This is a genomic window from Pseudomonas sp. NBRC 111138 (assembly GCF_001320835.1).
Classification (GTDB): Bacteria; Pseudomonadota; Gammaproteobacteria; order Pseudomonadales; family Pseudomonadaceae; genus Aquipseudomonas; species Aquipseudomonas paracarnis.
Genome location: NZ_BCBO01000080.1, coordinates 152250 through 171988 on the forward strand (window position 1 = coordinate 152250; position 19739 = coordinate 171988).

Consider the following 19739-nt stretch of genomic DNA (forward strand, 5'->3'; position numbering starts at 1 on the left):
CATTATCCTGAGTATCGGATTGAAACCATGACCAAAACCGCGATTCCGGTCTTCAAGCTTTACGGGGAAAGCCAGCAGTGGCCGACTCCCGATTTGTTGCACTGCGAAACCATTTCCCGGCGCAGTCGGGAATACCAGTGGGAAATCCAGCCCCACCGGCACGCGGACCTGTGCCAGTTGCTGTATGTGCACAAAGGCCAGGCACAACTGGAAATCGAGGGCCAGCGCACCACGCTTAACGAGTCGAGCCTGCAAGTGCTGCCACCGCTGTGCGTGCATGGCTTTCGTTTTTCCGAGGATGTGGAAGGGTTTGTGGTAACGCTTTCGGCGCCGCTGGTTAGCCACTTGCAGGCGCAACTGGGCTCTACCGTCGATGGCCTGCACACACTCGGCAGCTACCCGGCGGGCAAGGACAGCGATTACTTGAACAGCCTGTTCGTACGCTTGCAGGACGAATACGCCGATGACCAACCGGCACGGGACATGATGCTGCACGCCCTGGTCAGCGTGTTGTTGGTATGGGTCAGCCGCCAGGCGATCCAGCGCCGCCATCCACGCGCGCCGCGGGGTCGTGAGTACTTTCGGCGGTTTACGCAACTGGTCGAACAGCATTACCGCGAACACCCGAAGATTGAAGACCTGGCCCACAAGCTGGGCATCTCGGTCTCACATTTGAACGGGACGTGTCGGGAGTTGGGTGGGCAACCGGCGTTGCAGATCATGCATGACCGCCAATTGCTGGAAGCCAAGCGCCTGCTGACCTACACCAGCATGACCATAAACGAGATGTCCGAAGTGCTGGGTTTTTCCGACCCGACCAACTTCTCACGGCTGTTTCGCCGCAGGGTCGGGTTTTCACCCAAGGCGTTTCGTGAACAATTGAAGGCAGAGCAGCCTACCTGAGCGCACTGAAACTGCCGGTGCGGGGAACGCATTGGTCCTGATGGCAGCTGATAGCGAACGCCGCTGGCTGCATGCGCGTTTGCTCGACGCGGTAGGCGGCAGTCCCATACAGCGCTGTTGCCAATGCGCAGAGGGTGAAAATTGTCAGGTACTTTCTGGTTTTAATGCTCATGGCACAGACCTCTGAACGGATCTACAGGGTGCTGTTTAAAGCATAGGTCAACTTGCCCTGATGCGATGCCATTCAGCGCGCTTATTTCAGCTCAAAGCCCGACATCCCAACCCGGCTCTTCAGGAAAGCGCAGCACCAGGAAATCCAGGAGGCTACGCAACGCCGAAGGCATGTGTTTGCGTGAGGCGTACACCGCATAGATGTTCATTTGTCGTGGCTCGGCGTGCGGCAGCAAGCGCACCAACTCCCCACTGCGAATCAGCTCGCCGGCCTGATAACTGGGCAGCATCGCCACCCCTGCCCCGGCCAGCGTCACGCGCATCAACGTGCTGGCCTCATTGGCCGTGATATTGCCGTGGACCGGCACCGACACGTGCTCTCCGTTTTCTTCGAAATGCCACAGGCTCTTGCCGAAGTAAGAGTGGGTCAGGCAATTGTGCCGGGCCAGGTCTTCGACTTTCTGCGGCGCCGGATGCTCGCGCAGATAAGCCGGTGTGGCGCACACCACCGAGCGACATACGGTCAGGCGCCGGGCGATCAGGTTGGGGTCCAGATCGTTGCTGGTGCGGATCGCCAGGTCGATGCGCTCGTCCACCAGGTTCACCGTGCGATCAAGCATCTGCAAATCCACCGTCACCAGGGGGTAAAGCTTGACGTATTCGGCAATCGCCGCGCCCAGCTGCGCCTGGCCGAACGAGGTGCTGACGCTCAGGCGCAACAGACCTCGGGGCGCGTCATCGGGTTCGCTGACGGCGGCCTGCATATCCCCACACAAATCCAACAATTGCCGGCAACGCGGTAGTGTTTCCCCCCCGGCGGCAGTGAGGCTGAGCTTGCGCGTGGTGCGGTGTAGCAGGCGTGCACCCACCCAGTCTTCCAGCTCCGCCAGGTAACGCGAGACCACCGGGCGCGACAGGTCAAGGTGGTCGGCGGCGGCGGATTGGCTGCCCAGGTCCACCACGGTGACAAACACGCGCATTGCTTGAAGACGATCCATGATTTGCCCGCTTTTAGAAACAAACTATGTCCCAGCATCGCATTTTTTGTCGCGTTTTATGCAACTAAGCTCTGTGCATCCCTTATCTATGGCAGGAGCTGCCCGATGTTCTCGACCTTCAAACGCTTGACCCTGGCTACTGCCGCCCTGGCATTCGCTGCCCACGCAGCGGCGGCAGAGCTGAAACTGGACGTGTACAACCCAGGCGAAGCCGCGATATTCCCAGTCAGCTCGGTGCTGGTGAGCGGCGAGAAAGACGCGATCCTGGTGGATGCGCAATTCGGCAAAGGCCAAGCCGAGCAACTGGTGCAGAAGATCCGCGCCAGCGGCAAGCACCTGACCACCATCTACATCAGCCATGGCGACCCGGACTACTACTTCGGCCTGGACACCCTCACCGCCGCCTTCCCCGACGCCAAGGTGCTGGCGCCGCAGCCGGTGGTCGACCATATCAACGCCACTGTCGCCGACAAGCTGGCCTTCTGGGGCCCGAAAATGGGCGCAGACAAACCGGCCAAGACCCTTGTACCGCAGGTACTTAAAGGCCACAGCCTGACCCTGGAAGGACAGCAGCTTGAAGTGGTGGGCCTCGACGGCCCGCAGCCAGGTCGCAGCTTTGTGTGGATCCCGTCGATCAAGGCCGTGGTTGGTGGTGTGGTTATCGCTGAAAACATCCACGTCTGGATGGCTGATACCCAGAGCGCGCAATCCCATAAAGACTGGTTGGCCACCCTCAAGCGCATTGAAGACCTGAAACCGAACACCGTGGTGCCAGGCCATTACCTGGGCACGCCATCGCTGGCCTCGGTCAACTTCACCGCCGATTACATCAAGGCCTTCGACCTCGAAACCGCCAAGGCCAAGGACTCCGCCGCCCTGATTGCGGCCATGAAAAAACGCTACCCCACCCTCGCCGACGAAAGCTCGCTGGAACTGAGCGCCAAAGTCGCCAAGGGCGAAATGAAGTGGTAACTGGCTTTAAACCTTAACCCTGTTGGAGAACATCATGAGCAAGATTGCAATCATTGGTGCCACCGGCCGCGCCGGTAGCCAACTGCTGGAAGAAGCGCTGCGTCGCGGGCATACCGTCACCGCCATCGCCCGCAATACCGACAAGCTGGCTGTGCGCCCAGGCGTTACGGTCAAACAGGTTGATGCCCTGGATGCCGAGGCCTTGCAACACGCCATCAGCGGTAGCGACGTGGTGGTCAGCGCGGCGCACTTCGCCACCCTTCCCGCCAGCGCCGTGATCGGCCCGGTGAAAAAGGCCGGGGTGAAACGTTTGTTGGTGGTCGGCGGCGCAGGTTCGCTGCTGTTGCCCGGTGGCGGACGCGTGATCGACAGCGAAGGGTTCCCGGCTGAATATAAAGCTGAAGCCAGTGCCGGGGCTGACTTCCTGGAAACGTTGCGTCAGGAAAAGGAGCTGGATTGGACCTTCCTGTCGCCATCGGCCCTGTTCGACGGCACCGAGCGCACGGGCAAATTCCGCCTGGGCAAGGATGAGCTGCTGATGGACAGTGACGGCAATAGCTCGATCAGTTTTGCCGACTTCGCCATCGCCATGCTGGATGAAGTGGAAACACCGAAGCATTCGCGCCAGCGCTTTACCGTCGGTTACTGACCCAACGCCGTCAACGCTAAACACGATGCGAAGCGAGTAGCTCTTGATCTGCTCTTGATCTGCTTTTGATCTTGATCTTAGGCGCCCCGTTAAACCACGCTGGCCGGAATTCGACAGGGATTTGGGGGGTAAACCGGCAGGGATGCCGGTTTAGCCGCCCCGCGCCATGGATGGCGCGTGGCGGCGGCCCCCCAAATCACTGGCGGATTACGGGCACACCGAGCCTAAGCGAGGTGCCGAGTGGTGGGGCAAGAGCCCTTTTGGTTACTTTTGGGGCTCTTTTCCAAAAGTGACCCGCTGTAAAAGCGGAACCCTAGGTGGCCGTTACCGCAGGAATGGATATGTACACAATCCAACTGTGTCGCCTGCCAGGCCGCCTTCGCGAGCAAGCCCGCTCCCACAGTTGGATTGCGGGGGTGTCAGGTAGATATGTGTCGCCTGGGAGGCCGTCATCGCGAGCAAGCCAGCTCCCACATTTGGATCGCGGCGAGTCAGGTAGATTGGCGTTGGCTGTCATCCCACACTGGCTTCACTGACCAACCAATCCATCAGCGCGACCAACCCAACCGACGGTTCCTTCCCCGGCGGATACACCAGGAAATACCCCATCCCCGTCGACACCCGCAGTTCAAACGGCATCGCCAACCGCCCCGCCTTCAGATCCTCGCCAATCAGCGCACTGTCGCCCATCGCCACCCCGGTGCCCTGGGACGCTACGGTCATTGCCAAGTCCAAGGTTTCGAAGTGGTGCCGTTGGATGGGATCGCTCAAGCAGGCATTGGCAGCCTTGAGCCACAACGTCCAATCGCGCTCGTCTCGGGTCGGGTGCAACAGTACCTGATGCTGCAAATCCTGCGGCGTACGCAAACTGCCCAGCAACCCAGGCACGCAGACCGGCGTTAGGCGCTCGTCGAATAAGTGCCGCGCCTCGGCGGACTGCTCGGCGATGGGCCCATAGATCACCGCCGCGTCAAACGTCTCACGACGAAAGTCGACGTTATAGGCCACCGTCGTGGTGAGCTCCACCGGCACATCCGGGCGTTCTTTTTGCCATTGCAGCAAGCGCGGCAACAACCAGCGCATCACGCAGGTGGACGCTTTGAGCTGCAAGGTGCGGCGCCGGTCACCGATGTGCTCCACCGCGTCAGCGAGCAAGCCAAACACCTGTTGCGCGCACGCCAGCCATTCGCGCCCCTCCTCCGTCAGGCTCAAGCCACGCGCCTGGCGCCGGAACAAGGCATAGCCCAACTGGCTTTCCAACCCGGCCACCTGCCGGCTCACCGCGCCCTGGGTGATGTGCAGGTGTTCGGCGGCACGGGTGAAGTTGCAGCACTGGGCCGTGACCCAGAAGGTGTGCAACGCAGGTAACGGAGGGAGGCGTTTCATCGGGGCGCAGCCATGACGGGAGGACATGGGGAGTATGACTTTTTATCGATTGTTGCCGCCACCGGCCAACCGCTCCAATAGCGCTTCGAATCCATCACAAGAGCGACCTGTATGGCGACCTGCGGCGAAGTATTGGTGCACCTCCTGGAACGCTACGGCGTGGACCACGTGTTCGGCATTCCCGGCGTACACACCGTGGAGCTGTACCGGGGCCTGGCGCGCTCCAGTATTCGGCATGTCACCCCGCGCCACGAACAGGGCGCCGGCTTCATGGCCGACGGTTATGCGCGCACCTCTGGCAAGCCCGGCGTGTGCTTTATCATCACCGGCCCCGGCATGACCAATATCACCACCGCCATGGGCCAGGCCTATGCCGACTCGATCCCGATGCTGGTGATTTCCAGCGTGCAGGCACGCAGCCAGTTGGGCGGCGGGCGCGGCAAGTTACATGAACTGCCGAACCAGAGCGCACTGGTGGCCGGAGTGGCAGCGTTCTCCCATACCTTGATGTCAGCGGCCGAACTGCCCGCCGTGCTGGCGCGGACGTTTGCGTTGTTCCAGGCTGGTCGGCCGCGCCCGGTGCATATCGAGATCCCCCTGGATGTGTTGGTGGAAAATGCCGACGCGTTGCTGGACAGCACGCCTGTCAGCGTCACCCGTGCCGGCGCAGCCCCGGCTGCCATTGAGCAGATGCGCCAGTGGCTGGCTGCGGCCAAGCGCCCGCTGATCCTGGCCGGTGGCGGCGCCATTGACGCCGCCACCGAACTGACCCACCTCGCAGAAACCCTCGGCGCGCCCGTGGCCTTGACCATTAACGCCAAGGGTATGTTGCCCGCCGCGCACCCGCTGCTGATCGGCTCCACGCAAACACTGCCCGCCAACCGTGCCTTGGTGGCTGAAGCTGACGTGGTATTGGCGATCGGCACCGAGTTGGCGGAGACCGACTACGACGTCACCTTCGCCGGCGGTTTCAACATTCCCGGAACGCTGCTGCGCATCGATATCGACCCGGACCAGACCGTACGCAACTACCCGCCCCAAGTGGCACTGGTGGCCGATGCGCGCATTGCCGCCCAAGCCCTGCTTACCGAAATCAACCGCCAGCCGCTGGCGCCGCGCACTGCCGACTGGGGTGCAGCACGCGTCGCCCGTTTGTGGGCCGAGCTGGAACCTGCCTGGGACGCTTCGACGCGTGCGCAAACCCGGTTTCTCAACGCCGTTCTGGAGGAATTGCCCGGCGTGGTGTTCGTGGGCGACTCCACTCAACCGGTGTACAGCGGCAATCTGACCCTTAACCTCGACCACCCACGCCGGTGGTTCAATTCCTCCACCGGTTACGGCACCCTGGGTTATGCCCTGCCCGCCGCCATGGGTGCCTGGCTCGGGCGCGGCGATGGCCAACCGGTGGTGTGCCTGATCGGCGACGGCGGCCTGCAATTTACCCTGCCGGAGCTGGCCAGCGCGGTGGAAGCGCGTACACCGGTGATCGTGCTGCTGTGGAATAACCAGGGTTATGAAGAGATCAAGAAATACATGGTCAACCGTGACATCGAGCCGGTGGGTGTGGACATCTACACGCCGGACTTTATCGGCGTGGCCACGGCCTTGGGTTGCGCGGCAGAAAGCATCCGCGGCATCGAACATCTTCGCACCGCATTGCATGCTGCTGCTGATCGCCAGGGGCCGACGCTGCTTGAAATCGACCAAGGGCGGTGGGAGTTGACGAATCTGTAATCCCGCAACGCTGGACCTGTGGCGGGGGAGCTTGCTCCCGTGACGCCCTGCCAGCCAACGCCCTATGCGCGCTTACCTCACCACTCGGCATCCGCATTTTTTCAATAGCCCCTGCGACTTTCTGATTTGCCCTGCTGCACGCTCCATGGCCTGATTCGCCCTTGTTCATTCAAGGCAGGCCCATGGAAAACGTTCAGGCAAAATCCACCTCCGCACTATGGCTGATGATCAGCGTAGTGCTCGTCGCTCTCAACTTGCGCCCCTCGATGGCGGCCGTGGGGCCCTTGCTGGCGTCGATTCGTGCGGATGTGCCGCTAAGTTTCAGCAGCGCCGCCTTACTGACCATGTTGCCGGTCATGGCCATGGGCCTGGCGATGTTCTTTGGCATGGGCCTGGCCAAGCGCGTGGGCGAGCATCGCAGCATTGTGCTGTCGCTGCTGGTGATTGGGCTGGCGACCTTGTCGCGGTTGTTCCTGGATTCGGCACTGGAGCTGATAGTGAGTGCCATCGCGGCGGGAGTCGGCATTGCGCTGATTCAGGCATTGATGCCGGCGCTGATCAAGTCGCGGTTCAGCGCCAATGTCTCGTTATTCATGGGCCTGTATGTCACCGCGATCATGGGCGGCGCGGCCCTGGCTGCTTCGTTCTCGCCGTTGGTGCAAGCCCGGACCGGCAGTTGGCGTATCGGCCTGGCTATCTGGGCACTGCTGGCGTTGTTTGCCCTGGTGTTCTGGTATGCCCAGCGTGCGGCACTGCCGCCGTTGCCTCAAGCCGGCTCGGGCCCTCAGGAGGCTTTTTTCAGCAATCGCCGCGCCTGGTTGCTGGCGATCTTTTTTGGCCTCGGCACCGCGTCCTACACCTGTGTGCTGGCGTGGCTGGCGCCCTACTACGTCGAGCAGGGTTGGAGTGAACAGAATGCCGGCTTGCTGCTGGGCTTCTTGACCGCCATGGAAGTGATCTCCGGCCTGGTCACCCCGGCCATCGCCAACCGCCGCCAGGATAAGCGTAGCGTGGTGGCGGTGTTGCTGGTGCTGATCATCCTGGGTTTCTGCGGGCTCATTCTCAGTCCGCAACACTGGAGCCTGTTGTGGCCATGCCTGCTCGGCCTGGGGATTGGCGGCCTGTTTCCGATGAGCCTGATCCTGTCCCTGGACCACCTCGACAACCCGCGCCGCGCCGGTGGCCTTACCGCGTTTGTGCAGGGCATCGGTTATCTGATCGCCGGCCTGTCGCCGCTCATCGCCGGCATGATCCGCGACCAATTGGGCAGCTTCGAATGGGCCTGGTGGTCATTGATGGCAGTGAGCGGGCTGATGCTGCTGATCGTCATGCGGTTCAACCCGGCGCATTACGCACGCCATATCCGCTGACGTCGTATTACAAACATTTTTTGTCCCACATAAAACATTGAAGGGTCCTACAGAGCTTTCTATTGGTACGAGCGTTCCGTTAACATTTTGCTCAGTCTTGTACTGAGTTCGGTACAAAGGGTTTACGGACGAAACCGATGCTAAACAGTAACTTGCTCAGAAAGCTCGATATGCAGGATTTGATGGTGTTCATCGCCGTCTACGACCAGAGCAGCGTTACCGAGGTGTCTGAAACGCTGTTCGTCAGCCAGTCCACCGTGAGCTATAGCCTGAAGAAGCTGCGCACCAGCTTTGAAGATGAGCTGTTTATCAACACCCGCGCAGGCATGCGTCCTACGTACAAGGCCACCACCATGTACGAGCACGTGCACAAGATTCTGGAAAGCATCAACCTGTGCCATGCCGGTGGCCAGGCTTTTGATCCGACACAACAGGCCGTGACCTTCAATGTGTGCGCTCCGGAATATTTCGAACAGTTGATCCTGCCACGCCTGCTGAAGCGCTTCGACCATGCCGACCTGCCGGTAATCGTCAATGTGCAGAAGCTGGAAACCGACATCCCCGCCGACGACCTGCGTGAAGGCCGCCTGGACCTGGTGATCTGCTTCGGCCCGCACTTTCACCGCGCTCACAAAGACTTCAAGACCCAGATGCTGTTGGAGGACGACTTGGTCTGCGTGTGCGACCAACGCTCAGCACCGAGAGAACAGGCGTTCAGCCTGCAATCCTTCGTTGAGCGGCGCCACGTATTCCCTACGCCGTGGACCTCCGACACCAACATGATCGATGGCTGGCTTGCGCGCCAGGCCCGCAAGCGTCAGGTGATTGCACGGGCCAACAGCTACAGCGCGGCATTGAAGATGATTGCCGGCACCGACTTCATCGTCACCTTGCCCCGCCGCGTACAAAAGTTACTGGCACCGGCGCCGGCATTCGGTGTTTGCGAAGCACCTAACGGTTTGCCGGGGTTCACCCTGGATATGCAGTGGAACGAAACCAGTGGGCAGGACAGCGCCAATACCTGGTTTCGGGAACAAGTGGTGAAGGTGTGTGCGGATCAGGGTTTGTTATAGGAACGCACCTGCTTAAGCTCTCCACACCCTAATCAGATAGCCAGTGACGTTCGGCGCTTAGTGACAGCCTGCGCTGCGACATCCCGAGCGACAGGGCAATCGATATGGCAGTCTGCTATTACTTTGACCATCCACGCCAGAAACTGCTTTACGGCACCTGAACGCTCACGTCCCGGCACGCATACAGCTGAAAACTGCGCGCCCGGAATCTTGATGTCGGGCCTGTAAGGAATCAGCAATCCATTCGCAACATAGTCTGCCGCCAAGACCGTGCTCGCCAGCGTCAAGCCATGCCCGGCAATAGCGGCCTGGAGCGCAAAATGCTCATCGTTGTATTCACGATAGACCGCGTTTGATAGCCAACTTTCATGATTCGCAGCCGCGCACCAGGACGCCCAACTAATTGAAGCGGGCGATGACGTAGCCCAACGTATATTTATAAGTTTCAAAGAAGCTTCAACTTCCTCTTGCCTCCAGTGGGCATGAGAGAAAACACCAAACTGTTCGCGCATAAGCGCGTGGCTGTACAAGTCTGGAAAATCGCGAAACCCACAACGAATCGCTAAATCAACAGATGAGTCACGAAACAAATCCACCACTTCATTACTGGTTTCAACACTGACATGAATGTCTGGATGTTCGCTATAAAATTTCGCCAGCCGGGGAATCAACCATAAAGATGCAAATGCCGGCGTGGTAGAAACTCGGAGTGTGTTGGAGTCGGCGGGTGGCTTGAGCGAAGACATACTACCGCTTATATCCAGAAACGAAAGATGCACCTTTGAATATAGCCTCTCACCGTTCGCTGTGAGTTGAACACCGTGGGGAGTGCGCACAAAAAGCATACTGCCCAGTAAGTTCTCTAGTGTTTTTATTTGTTGTGATACTGCCGCTGGGGTAACAAACAACTCCGCGGAGGCTGCTTTAAACCCACCGAGTCTTGCGGCAGATTCAAATGCACGAATGGCTGTCAACGGCAATTTTGCGAACATTAATCAATCCCCCTTCCATGGTAAAAAAACTAAGCCAGGCTTACTTTATCTGATTTGCCTTCGCTTTCATAGAAGTGAATTCTAGGCTACGCCACCTAGCCGGTAACAGGAGGCGCGTCGATCGAGAATGTCGAGTCCATACTGACTGCGCTTGCGGATTGACGAAATTCTTTAGTCTAACTAAATGACACTGGCCTATATACGGTCTATCCCTGAGTGCACTTCAGCGTTCATGGAGTAGGTCGCGTTGCGCCTTTTTTAGAGCAAGTGGTGCATTCATGGAAAAGAACATACCTATCATTGACGTCGGTAGTTTGACGCAGGGAGCAGAGATATCACCACGTCTAGTAAAGGAGATCGACAACGCGTGCAGGGAGGTCGGATTTTTCACCGTCGTCAATCACGGTGTAGATAACACGCTTATTTCAACTGTCTTCTCTCAAATAGAATCGTTTTTTGACCTGCCTGTTCAGGCCAAGGAAAAAATCGAAATTCATAAATCCCCCTATATGCGTGGCTACTTTAGCGAAGGCGCTGATAAGTCGGATGGCATATTGGGCGATGTCAAAGAGGGTTTTGACATGGCCGCGGACTTGTCGCTTGACGACGAGTTCGTAAAAGCCAAATTACCTTTTTACGGCCCCAATGTATGGCCAGAGGAATTACCCGACTTCAAGCTTGCGATGAGGGAATATCACTCGCAAATGCTTGCGTTCGGAAAAAAACTGCTAAACGTGTTCGCCCTTGCGCTCAATATGCCGATCGATTACTTCGATGATAAATTCAAGAAGCCGATGGCCCAATTGAGAGTCCTGCGTTATCCCTCCACCCAATATACGCAGGGAGCGCCGATGGGTGCTGGAGAGCATACAGACTTCGGCTGGATCACGATGATCTCGGAAAGTGCCACCGGGGGGTTGGAGGTACAGAGTGCCAACGGCACCTGGATCAAAGTCAAACCCATCCCAAATGCCTTTGTCGTCAATGTCGGGGATCTAATGTCTCGCTGGACGAATGACCGTTACAAGGCAACGCTGCATCGAGTGATAAATACCTCCGGCAAATTACGCCATTCGGCGGCGTTCTTTATGGACCCAGACTACACCGCCAAAGTGGAGTGCCTGCCCAGCTGTTGCGCAGACGGCAGTCCTGCGAAATACGGAGCGATCATCGCGGGTGAGTACATGGACCAGAGGTTCTTGGAAACCACCACATTTCGTGAACTTGAACCCAACTAGTAGGAGTATTGAACGTGCTAGGTAAAGAATACACATTCTATCTATCAGCGATCGTAGCGATACTGGGCACCGTGGGCTATCACATGCTCATGAAGAAAATACCGTCTACGATCAACCCCTTGGTTTCAATTGTCAGTATTTATGTGGCGATCGTTATCCTGTCCACCTTGATGTTGCCGTTTTTTTTGGGCAGTGGAACGTTACTCGCGGGCTTGAAGCAAATGACCTGGCTTCAGGGAGGTATCGCGTTTTGCATCTTGATGATGGAAATCGGCTTTTTGATGATGTATCGCAGTGGATGGGACCTCAGTACGGGCAATATCGTTACCGGCGCCATTATCAATATTGCGCTCGGCTTCATCGGGGTATTTCTGCTTAAAGAAGGACTCTCTTATTTAAATATTGCCGGTGTTTTATTATGCATCGTCGGCGTGATACTGATCGGCTACAAATCCAGTAGCAGCGAACAACCCGTGGACGCGGATACGCACGCTACGGTCTCGCTAGTACCACCTTCACTGGTGCCAGATGCAACAGCAAAAGAACCCTAGCCAGCCGTACACCTGCAATACATCTTTGGCATTGTGTATGCACACATATTCAAACCCCGCCGTAAGTTCCACATGCGCACGGAAGTGATTACACCTGTCCAGGCATGATCGGTTGTTCAATGCTAGCGCCCAAACCAGCTCAATAAGCGTTTCAGTGATTTTGCTCTTGAAGGTGATGAGATGTCTTTACTGTATGCTGATAATTATCTGCGCGCCATCAAAGACGCCAACGTGAAAACCCTGCTTATTTCAATAGCTAAAGAGCGAAGACTGTTGCCATCGGTGATGATACTGAGTGCAATAGTATCCTTCACTGTAGGGGGCATATTCCTGGCGTATACTCAACAGATCGTTGCGGTACTCGGTGCGATAATCTTGATTGCCCTTGCCAAAATCTGGTCCTGGTACCTGAGCCACGATTGCGCGCACAATTCTGTTTTCAAGTCGAAGAAAGTCAATTCTGTCATCGGAGAGTTGCTGTCTTTCCTTAACGGTCTCTCTTTCTTTTCATTTGAAGCCTATAGAAAAGATCATGTTCGCCATCATGCCGAAAAAATTGATATTGGTGGGTTCGATAGTGGTCACTTTGCTGTCGCTCACCCGAGGCTATTCAGTGCAATCATTGTTGCAGAAAAAATATATCTTCCCGCCTTCTACTATGTGATCAAGCTTACCAATATTTACTCCGTGATATTCAGTGGCAGCAGGCGCGAAGTTGCAAGGGGTATTGGAAGCCTGTGCATTTACATTGTAGCCTTCGCTACGTTTGCCCGGTTCTCCCTGATACTTGTGGTGGTATGGCAAGCCTCCTCCTTCCTTAGGATACACATCGTACGATTCGTCGACTGTTTCCAGCATTCTTTCCAGCAGGTGTATACGGCGGGAGAAAAGCTAACCCATGGAAAACACTACGAAATCCAGAATACCTTCTCCGTACCGGTGGCAAGAAAGTTTACCTTCCTCAATCTGATTATTTTGAATTTTGGTTACCACGCGGCCCACCACTGCTTTCCAACATGCCCTTGGTATATGTTGCCACAACTGGAAGCTGCCATAACCAAACAGTTGAGGCTTTACGGAATAACGGACACAAGAGAAGAAAGCACGCCATTCTTCAACTTCATGACTGCCTACCATCGTGGGCGGCTATCAAGAATCATCAGCACCGATGAAGGACAACCCTATGATGCTGATGGCCAATTTAACACCCATCATTTCACCGGTGCGTACACAGATAAGCTCTTAGGTTGAGTCACCCACTCAGGTCGGGCCTTATCAAAGCATGGATACTGTCAGGTCGTGGATACGGAGACCCCCAACTCAGCGCTTGAAAGTCGTAACTTACTTATAACTCAACTCATGACAAATCAATCAGATCTATAAAGGAGTGCGTGTGGACGATTCATGTGCAGACGCCAACAGCTTCTGGCTGACGGCTGTTGAAAAAGAGAGTATTCGGGACGCGCTCATAGACATTTGTTACGAGCCAACGGGCGGGCGAGACTACATCCACCTCATTCGCATGACCGCTTACCAAAAGTTCCCCGCGCGGCTTCTAAAAAAGCTTGAATCACTTAAAGATGACGATGCTTCTTATTGTGTATTTGAGAACCTTCCGATTGACGACACATTTGGCAGCCCGCAAGGCGACGCTAATAGCTTGAACTTCAAAAGTGGTTATCTTTCTGAAAATGTGCTGGTTGCCCTGGGCAGTTTGATAGCGGAGCCCTACTCCATCAAGCATGAGGGGCCAAAACTGGTCAATGACTTGGTACCGCATCCGGAGGCCGTAGGCGAGTATACCGGCAACGGTTCGGACCTGGAGTTGGACCTGCACACCGAAAATGCCTTTCAGGCTTATGACTCCCGTGGCGACACCTCGCCGCTGGCTCTTCTGCTTCTCGGCGTTCGCGGTGACCCTGCCGGGGTGGGCCCGAAAACCTGGGTGGCCGATGCGAGGGAAGCCCTTCAGGTTCTGGAACAGGCCGATATTGAAATCCTATATGGCAAACATTTCATCATTCGTCAGCCCTACCGCTGGAGGAACAGTGCCGCAGGCGCGAAAGAAACTCATGTGTACCCAATTCTGAGCGGCCCGCTGACTCACCCTAGAGTCACTGCTGCGTTTTACCCGGACATGGTAATTGCCGCTGATCACGAAGCACAAAATACCCTGTTGAGGTTTTACAACGCGCTTAAAAGCGTAGCGCGGCCGCTGGACATTCAACCTGGCAAGTTGGTGTACATCAACAATCGTTTCATGCTCCATTCGCGTGACAAGTTCACCCCCAGTTTCGATCCAGAGGGGCATGCGTATCGTTGGATCCAGCGTTTGTTCATCACGAATAACTTGTGGAACTTCCGTTCATTCAACAAGTGTGGCGCGCGGATCTTCGAACCCGTTACTCGATGATATAAAGAGATAAATTAAATGTCGAACCATAACCCATATACATCAATTATTCATAATATAGGCACTTTCCTCACGGGTGATCTCGCGTCTCCACTCATTACAGCAGACACCCTCGTCAGTGTTGATGGCATGATCACCTACGTTGGTCAGGCAGCAGATGTGGATTTTTCACACGCAGACCTGCTGATTGACGCCAAGCAGAGCACGGTCATGCCAGGTTTGATCGACAACCACACTCACCCGACCCTGGGTGAGTACAGCCCGCGCTCTGGCAACCACAATTGGATCTGGCACTCCTTGCAGGGCGGCGTGACGACCATGATCTCTGCCGGGGAAGTGCACGTTCCGGGGCTACCGACCGACAGGGTCGGTACTATCGCCATGGCAATCGCAGCGCAGCGCTCTTTCTCCAATGCGCGCCCTAGCGGAATAAAAATGGAAGCCGGCGCGCCACTGCTCAACGATGAGTTTTCGGATGAGGATTTCGCCGCAATGGTTGCTCAAGGCATCAACCAACTGGGAGAGGTCGGGATAGGCCCTGTCAAGTCAGTCAGTCGTGCAGCTGAATTGGTCAAGATGGCTCGCAAACACGGTATGACCTCCATTACCCACACGGGCGGTCCTTCAATTTCTACCTCCCAGAGCATGGGTGCAGAAGAGATCCTTGAAATTGCGCCCGATATCATCGGGCACATCAATGGCGGCTATACCGCACTGGCACCCAGCCAAATCAGATGCCTGTGTGAAGGCTGTCTGGGTGCCCTGGAAATCGTACATAACGGCAACGAGTTCGCGGCGGTCACCACCCTGAATTACGCACGAGAAATGAACCAACTGGACCGTATCGTCATTGGCACGGATTCCCCTGCCGGATGTGGGGTTCCCGCGCTTGGCATGCTCAGGGCAATTGCCTTGCTCAGTAGTTTCGGCGACGTTCCACCGGAAAAGGCCGTCTGTTTCGCAACGGGTAACACCGCCAAGGTGAGAAAGTTGAATCGCGGGATTCTGGGCGTCGGAAGAGAAGCCGACATTCTGATCGCCTGTGGGCCTTTGGGAGGAGCGCAACCCAGCGTACTTGGAAGTTTCAGCAGTGGTGACCTTCCAAGTATTACCTCGATTCTGATCGATGGGCGCCTGGTCGTGAGGCAATCCAGGAACTCGCCACCGCCATCTGTCACACCTGAAATAACTCTGCGTACCTAATAGCAGCGTCCCGAAAGGGACGTCGCCTCGAGAGCACTCTTATGCATAGAATTCTGCCCGAAATTACGCGCAGAGGGCCTACCGTACTCGCATGCGGTTGCGCAATTGGATTGGCTATTCCCTATCTTGCAGACTTGGCGAGGCCATTGCTCCCCGTCATGGTTTTCATATTTGTTCTGGGCACTCTCCTGCGTATTAACAACGCTGAAGTCATCACTGCAGCCAGAAACTTGAAAATATCCCTGATATTTCCAGCCCTGATGGTGGTGGCTTGCCCTTATATTTTTGGAATGCTTTCGCTTTACCTCACCGGCAATCAAGAACTTTCCCTTGCGATAGCCATCGCTGTTGCCGCCCCGCCCGCCAGCGGAAATGCAGCCGTCGCGAGAATGCTCGGGCTTGACCCTTCCATGTCACTGGTGACTGCGCTCTGCTCAATGGCAATTATCCCTGTCACCGCTCCGCTGATACTCCACCTATTCGCTGATGGCCTTTCACTCTCCTTGAACCCCGTTGATCTGGCGATCAGACTGGCCGTGTTGATAGGAGGCGCCGAAGGCGCTGCTATTTTGATACGTCGTTTTTCGCACACCTTCGTCGCCACGCACGGCCTGGCTATTGACGGTATTGTCGTCATCGCGCTTTTCCTCTTTGCAGTAGGCACGATGGCGGGCATGCAGCAGGTAATTCTGGAGACCCCGTCGTTGGCCATCTCGATGATCGCCATTGCCTATTGCATCAACGTCTGCCTGCAGCTCCTCATGGGCTGCTTATATCCCGGGTCATTGATCGCCAAGTTCACCATGGCACTCAACGGTGGCAATAGAAATGTTGGACTATTATGGTCTGCTCTTGGTGTCAGCTTATCGCCCACAATGGCGTTGTATTTTGCATGCTGCCAACTGCCTATTCACACCATGCCGAAGATACTGCAGTTTGTTTTACCCAGAGTTGAAAGCTATTTGAACAAACTGGTTTTAAGCAAGAATCGAATCTGAGCTATTACTGCCTGGAACTGCATAAAAATGATACTCACGCCAGAAAATATCAGGCAGATTGCCGAACGCTCTTCGCTGGAGACTACTGCCTGCTCTTGTATTCGGGGCTTGTCGCAGGGGTGGGAAACCTTACCCAAAACACTCGAGGCGAGCAGCCTGTTGCGCTTCATAGGCGAAATCCCGACCGATAGGGCACAAGAACTCAGCCTTGAGGAATACCACCCGAACGGTACCCATTTCTGGTCTGAAGACGCGCCTATCTGCTTTGATTTCTTTCCTTATAATATTTCAAGCGTCTGGGGCTGTAAGTGTTGCGCGCGAGCATTCCTCAGGTTTACGGAAGCAGGCGCCTATCACTCCGAACAACGCATCCGTATTTTGCGTGCGTCGCTGATTGGCAACCCCGTTCAAGAAGAGCACGTTCAGGATTAGCCGTTCTTGAGGCGCCCCCCTCCTTCCCCTAGCACGGGTATAAACCTCAGGCTTTATTCGCTACCAACCCGCGATCACTCATGAATGCCTCCAGCCGCGAGCGCATCCAGCGTTCCGCCGGGTCTGTGTCAACGTGGCTGAGCCACACCATGGACAAATCCAGGGTCGGGGTTTCGAACGGGAACGGCTCGCAGAACAGATTCCCGCTGGCGGCCATAGCCTGGGCGGTGTAATCCGGCAGGCTGGCGATCATGTCGGTGCCGGCAAGCAAGGCCGGCAACGAACTGTATTGCGGCACCGAGAGCACTACATGGCGTTTGCGGCCCACCTCTGCCAGCCACTCATCGGCAAACCCGGCCACATTGGCGGTGTGGGACACCAGCACGTGGGGCCGTGCGCAATATTCGTCAAGGGTCAGCGGGGTGTCCGAGGCATCGGCGCGCAGCAGGCACGGGCGGATGTGCCGCAATAGCTTGCGCTTGGCATTGGCCGGCAACCCGCGGGTCTGGGTGATGCCGACGGTAATATCGCCAGAAGCCAGCAGGTCGGGAATGCGCCAATAATCCACATGCTGCACCACGAACACCACCTGCGGCGCTTCCTGACGCAAGGCCCGTAGCAAGGGTGGCAGCAGGCCGAACTCAACGTCATCGGACAGGCCGATGCGGAAAGTCATGGTGCTGATGGACGGGTCGAAATCATGGGTCAGGCTCAGGGCCGAAGACAGCGAGTCGAGGGCCGGCGACAGGTGCTGGATGATCTCCTCGGCGCGCGCCGTAGGCTCCATGCGATGGCCGACACGAATAAACAGTGGGTCGTTGAAGAGGGTACGCAGGCGGTTGAGGGCCGAACTGATGGTCGGTTGGCCGAGAAACAGCTTCTCCGCCACCCGCGTCACATTGCGCTCGAGCATCAGTGCTTCAAAGACCACCATCAGATTGATGTCAGCCTTGCGTAATTCATTGCGATTCATCGGCGCCTGCCCCTTTCCCCAAGACAAGCGGCAGTTTAGGAAGGCTGCGGGGCTGCGTCTATGTGCGTACTGCTCAATAAACGGGTTGGGGACGGTAAATCTGCGTTTGAAGGTTGCCGCTGCGCATAAAAATGTGGGAGCGGGCTTGCTCGCGAAGGCGGTGGATCAGCCGACGACTCCGTTGACTGACACACCGCCTTCGCGAGCAAGCCCGCTCCCACAATTAGACCGCGGTTACCTGACTCAAGGCTTGAGCGGAAACTCCTGGTCACGCTCGGAAAGCTCGGTGCCATCGTCCGGATGCTTCCAGGTTTGCGGCTTTTCGTCTTCGCGCTGCCGCCGGGGTTCTTCACGCTCCGGCTCGTTGTGCTGCTTGTGTTCGTTGCCCATAACGGCCTCCGCCCATAAGAATTGGAAACAGCTTCAAGCATAGGACACGGCGGGTTGTTTTGAAGCCGGGATAGATTGATAGCCAATACGCATCAATTCATCCAAATTAGTCACTTATCATTTCTAAATGTGTCAGCCACTATCCCAAGTCTTAAGCGAAACAAGCACTTTAAAAAGAACGCTGGAGACACAAAACCATGACGACCCCTTCCCGGCCTGCGGCTGCCCCCTCGAAAGTAGGCGCGGTATTGCGCGTTACTTCGGGCAATTTTCTCGAACAGTTCGACTTCTTTCTGTTCGGTTTCTACGCCACCTATATCGCTGCCGCGTTCTTCCCGGCCGCTAATGAGTTTGCGTCATTAATGATGACCTTCGCCGTGTTCGGCGCTGGCTTCCTGATGCGTCCATTGGGCGCGATTATTCTGGGTGCCTACATCGATGACGTGGGCCGTCGCAAAGGCTTGATCGTGACCTTGTCGATCATGGCCAGCGGTACGCTACTGATCGTACTGGTGCCGAGTTATCAGACCATCGGCCTGTGGGCGCCGTTTCTGGTGCTGTTGGGGCGCCTGCTGCAAGGTTTCTCGGCCGGTGCGGAGCTGGGTGGCGTGTCGGTGTACCTGTCCGAAATGGCTACGCCGGGCCGTAAAGGCTTCTACACCAGTTGGCAGTCGGGCAGCCAACAGATCTCCATCGTCGTCGCCGCGGCCCTGGGTTATGGCCTGAACGTGTGGATGGAACCTGCGGTGGTGGCCGATTGGGGCTGGCGTATTCCGTTCGCCGTCGGCTGCGTGATCATTCCGTTCATCTTCGTGCTGCGTCGCAACCTGCAGGAAACCGAAGAGTTCGCCAACCGCAAGCATCGCCCGACCATGCGTGAAGTGATGGCGACCCTGGTGAAGAACTGGACCGTGGTCATCGGCGGCATGCTGATGGTGGCCATGACCACCACCGCGTTCTACCTGATCACCGTGTACGCGCCGACTTTTGGTAAAACCGTGTTGCACCTGAGCACCTCGGACGCCTTGCTGGTGACCTTGCTGGTCGCGATCTCGAACTTTTTCTGGCTGCCGATCGGCGGCACGTTAAGCGACCGCTTCGGCCGTAAACCCGTGCTGATTGCCATGACGGTGCTGACTGTCCTTACGGCTTATCCGGCATTGTCCTACGTGGTCAACGCACCAAGCTTTGCGCACATGCTGGAAACCCTGCTGTGGTTCTCGTTCCTGTATGGCATGTATAACGGCGCGATGATCCCGGCGTTGACTGAAATCATGCCGGTGGAAGTGCGTG

The 19739-nt window shown here is 56.6% G+C and carries 20 protein-coding genes; 14 read left to right on the top strand and 6 right to left on the bottom strand.

Annotated elements, in window-relative coordinates; all coding sequences use genetic code 11:
* Positions 1 to 27 precede the first annotated feature (27 nt).
* Positions 28 to 903 (top strand): helix-turn-helix domain-containing protein, encoded by an 876-nt coding sequence (locus tag APH41_RS15595; RefSeq protein WP_014717471.1) that lies wholly within the window; start codon positions 28 to 30, stop codon positions 901 to 903.
* Here APH41_RS15595 and APH41_RS29420 read toward each other — a convergent pair.
* The gene (locus APH41_RS29420; protein ID WP_003189580.1) at positions 896 to 1075 is read right to left on the bottom strand and encodes a hypothetical protein; all 180 of its coding nucleotides are present in this window, start codon (positions 1073 to 1075) and stop codon (positions 896 to 898) included. The genes APH41_RS15595 and APH41_RS29420 overlap by 8 nt on opposite strands.
* A 91-nt stretch (positions 1076 to 1166) precedes the next feature.
* Positions 1167 to 2072 (bottom strand): LysR family transcriptional regulator, encoded by a 906-nt coding sequence (locus APH41_RS15600; RefSeq protein ID WP_034126609.1) that lies wholly within the window; start codon positions 2070 to 2072, stop codon positions 1167 to 1169.
* A gap of 105 nt (positions 2073 to 2177) precedes the next feature.
* Here APH41_RS15600 and APH41_RS15605 point away from each other — a divergent pair, with 105 nt between their 5' ends.
* Complete coding sequence (locus tag APH41_RS15605) at positions 2178 to 3044, top strand: MBL fold metallo-hydrolase (RefSeq protein WP_054920009.1); 867 nt, start codon at positions 2178 to 2180, stop codon at positions 3042 to 3044.
* A gap of 34 nt (positions 3045 to 3078) precedes the next feature.
* A complete protein-coding gene (locus tag APH41_RS15610; protein ID WP_054920012.1) occupies positions 3079 to 3693 on the top strand; it encodes an NAD(P)-dependent oxidoreductase in 615 nt (204 codons plus the stop codon).
* 513 nt (positions 3694 to 4206) lie between these two features.
* On the opposite strand, the gene APH41_RS15615 is transcribed toward APH41_RS15610, so the two are convergent.
* Complete coding sequence (locus APH41_RS15615; protein ID WP_054920015.1) at positions 4207 to 5079, bottom strand: LysR substrate-binding domain-containing protein; 873 nt, start codon at positions 5077 to 5079, stop codon at positions 4207 to 4209.
* Between the two features lie 111 nt (positions 5080 to 5190).
* Here APH41_RS15615 and APH41_RS15620 point away from each other — a divergent pair, with 111 nt between their 5' ends.
* From APH41_RS15620 to APH41_RS15630, 3 genes are all read left to right on the top strand, one after another.
* The gene (locus APH41_RS15620) at positions 5191 to 6813 is read left to right on the top strand and encodes a 5-guanidino-2-oxopentanoate decarboxylase (RefSeq protein ID WP_054920017.1); all 1623 of its coding nucleotides are present in this window, start codon (positions 5191 to 5193) and stop codon (positions 6811 to 6813) included.
* A 182-nt stretch (positions 6814 to 6995) separates the two neighbouring features.
* Positions 6996 to 8183: a cyanate transporter gene (locus APH41_RS15625; protein ID WP_054920020.1), complete on the top strand. Its 1188-nt coding sequence runs from the start codon at positions 6996 to 6998 to the stop codon at positions 8181 to 8183.
* Between the two features lie 137 nt (positions 8184 to 8320).
* Positions 8321 to 9256: a LysR family transcriptional regulator gene (locus tag APH41_RS15630; RefSeq protein ID WP_034126603.1), complete on the top strand. Its 936-nt coding sequence runs from the start codon at positions 8321 to 8323 to the stop codon at positions 9254 to 9256.
* A gap of 32 nt (positions 9257 to 9288) precedes the next feature.
* Here the strand turns inward: APH41_RS15630 and APH41_RS28230 are convergent, their stop codons facing one another.
* Positions 9289 to 10248 (bottom strand): LysR substrate-binding domain-containing protein, encoded by a 960-nt coding sequence (locus APH41_RS28230; RefSeq protein ID WP_082430459.1) that lies wholly within the window; start codon positions 10246 to 10248, stop codon positions 9289 to 9291.
* A gap of 278 nt (positions 10249 to 10526) precedes the next feature.
* Here APH41_RS28230 and APH41_RS15635 point away from each other — a divergent pair, with 278 nt between their 5' ends.
* The 7 genes from APH41_RS15635 to APH41_RS15665 all read left to right on the top strand — a co-directional run bounded on the left by APH41_RS15635 (position 10527) and on the right by APH41_RS15665 (position 17083).
* Complete coding sequence (locus APH41_RS15635) at positions 10527 to 11486, top strand: isopenicillin N synthase family oxygenase (protein WP_034126602.1); 960 nt, start codon at positions 10527 to 10529, stop codon at positions 11484 to 11486.
* Positions 11487 to 11500: 14 nt separating this feature from the next.
* The gene (locus APH41_RS15640; RefSeq protein ID WP_052199952.1) at positions 11501 to 12037 is read left to right on the top strand and encodes a hypothetical protein; all 537 of its coding nucleotides are present in this window, start codon (positions 11501 to 11503) and stop codon (positions 12035 to 12037) included.
* 180 nt (positions 12038 to 12217) lie between these two features.
* A complete protein-coding gene (locus APH41_RS15645) occupies positions 12218 to 13288 on the top strand; it encodes a fatty acid desaturase (RefSeq protein ID WP_054920022.1) in 1071 nt (356 codons plus the stop codon).
* A gap of 142 nt (positions 13289 to 13430) precedes the next feature.
* The gene (locus APH41_RS15650; protein WP_034126600.1) at positions 13431 to 14450 is read left to right on the top strand and encodes a TauD/TfdA family dioxygenase; all 1020 of its coding nucleotides are present in this window, start codon (positions 13431 to 13433) and stop codon (positions 14448 to 14450) included.
* A gap of 18 nt (positions 14451 to 14468) precedes the next feature.
* Positions 14469 to 15653 (top strand): amidohydrolase family protein, encoded by a 1185-nt coding sequence (locus tag APH41_RS15655; protein ID WP_054920025.1) that lies wholly within the window; start codon positions 14469 to 14471, stop codon positions 15651 to 15653.
* Positions 15654 to 15763: 110 nt separating this feature from the next.
* Positions 15764 to 16651: a hypothetical protein gene (locus APH41_RS15660; RefSeq protein ID WP_233098214.1), complete on the top strand. Its 888-nt coding sequence runs from the start codon at positions 15764 to 15766 to the stop codon at positions 16649 to 16651.
* Between the two features lie 27 nt (positions 16652 to 16678).
* On the top strand, positions 16679 to 17083 hold the full coding sequence (locus tag APH41_RS15665; protein WP_054920030.1) for a hypothetical protein: 405 nt from the start codon (positions 16679 to 16681) through the stop codon (positions 17081 to 17083).
* Positions 17084 to 17129: 46 nt separating this feature from the next.
* On the opposite strand, the gene APH41_RS15670 is transcribed toward APH41_RS15665, so the two are convergent.
* Both APH41_RS15670 and APH41_RS29070 read right to left on the bottom strand, forming a co-directional pair.
* On the bottom strand, positions 17130 to 18056 hold the full coding sequence (locus APH41_RS15670) for a LysR substrate-binding domain-containing protein (protein ID WP_003189553.1): 927 nt from the start codon (positions 18054 to 18056) through the stop codon (positions 17130 to 17132).
* A 243-nt stretch (positions 18057 to 18299) separates the two neighbouring features.
* On the bottom strand, positions 18300 to 18446 hold the full coding sequence (locus tag APH41_RS29070; RefSeq protein WP_164919346.1) for a hypothetical protein: 147 nt from the start codon (positions 18444 to 18446) through the stop codon (positions 18300 to 18302).
* Positions 18447 to 18643: 197 nt separating this feature from the next.
* Between APH41_RS29070 and APH41_RS15675 the strand changes: the two genes are divergently transcribed.
* On the top strand, positions 18644 to 19739 hold a 1096-nt coding region (locus tag APH41_RS15675; RefSeq protein WP_054920031.1), incomplete at its 3' end, for an MFS transporter.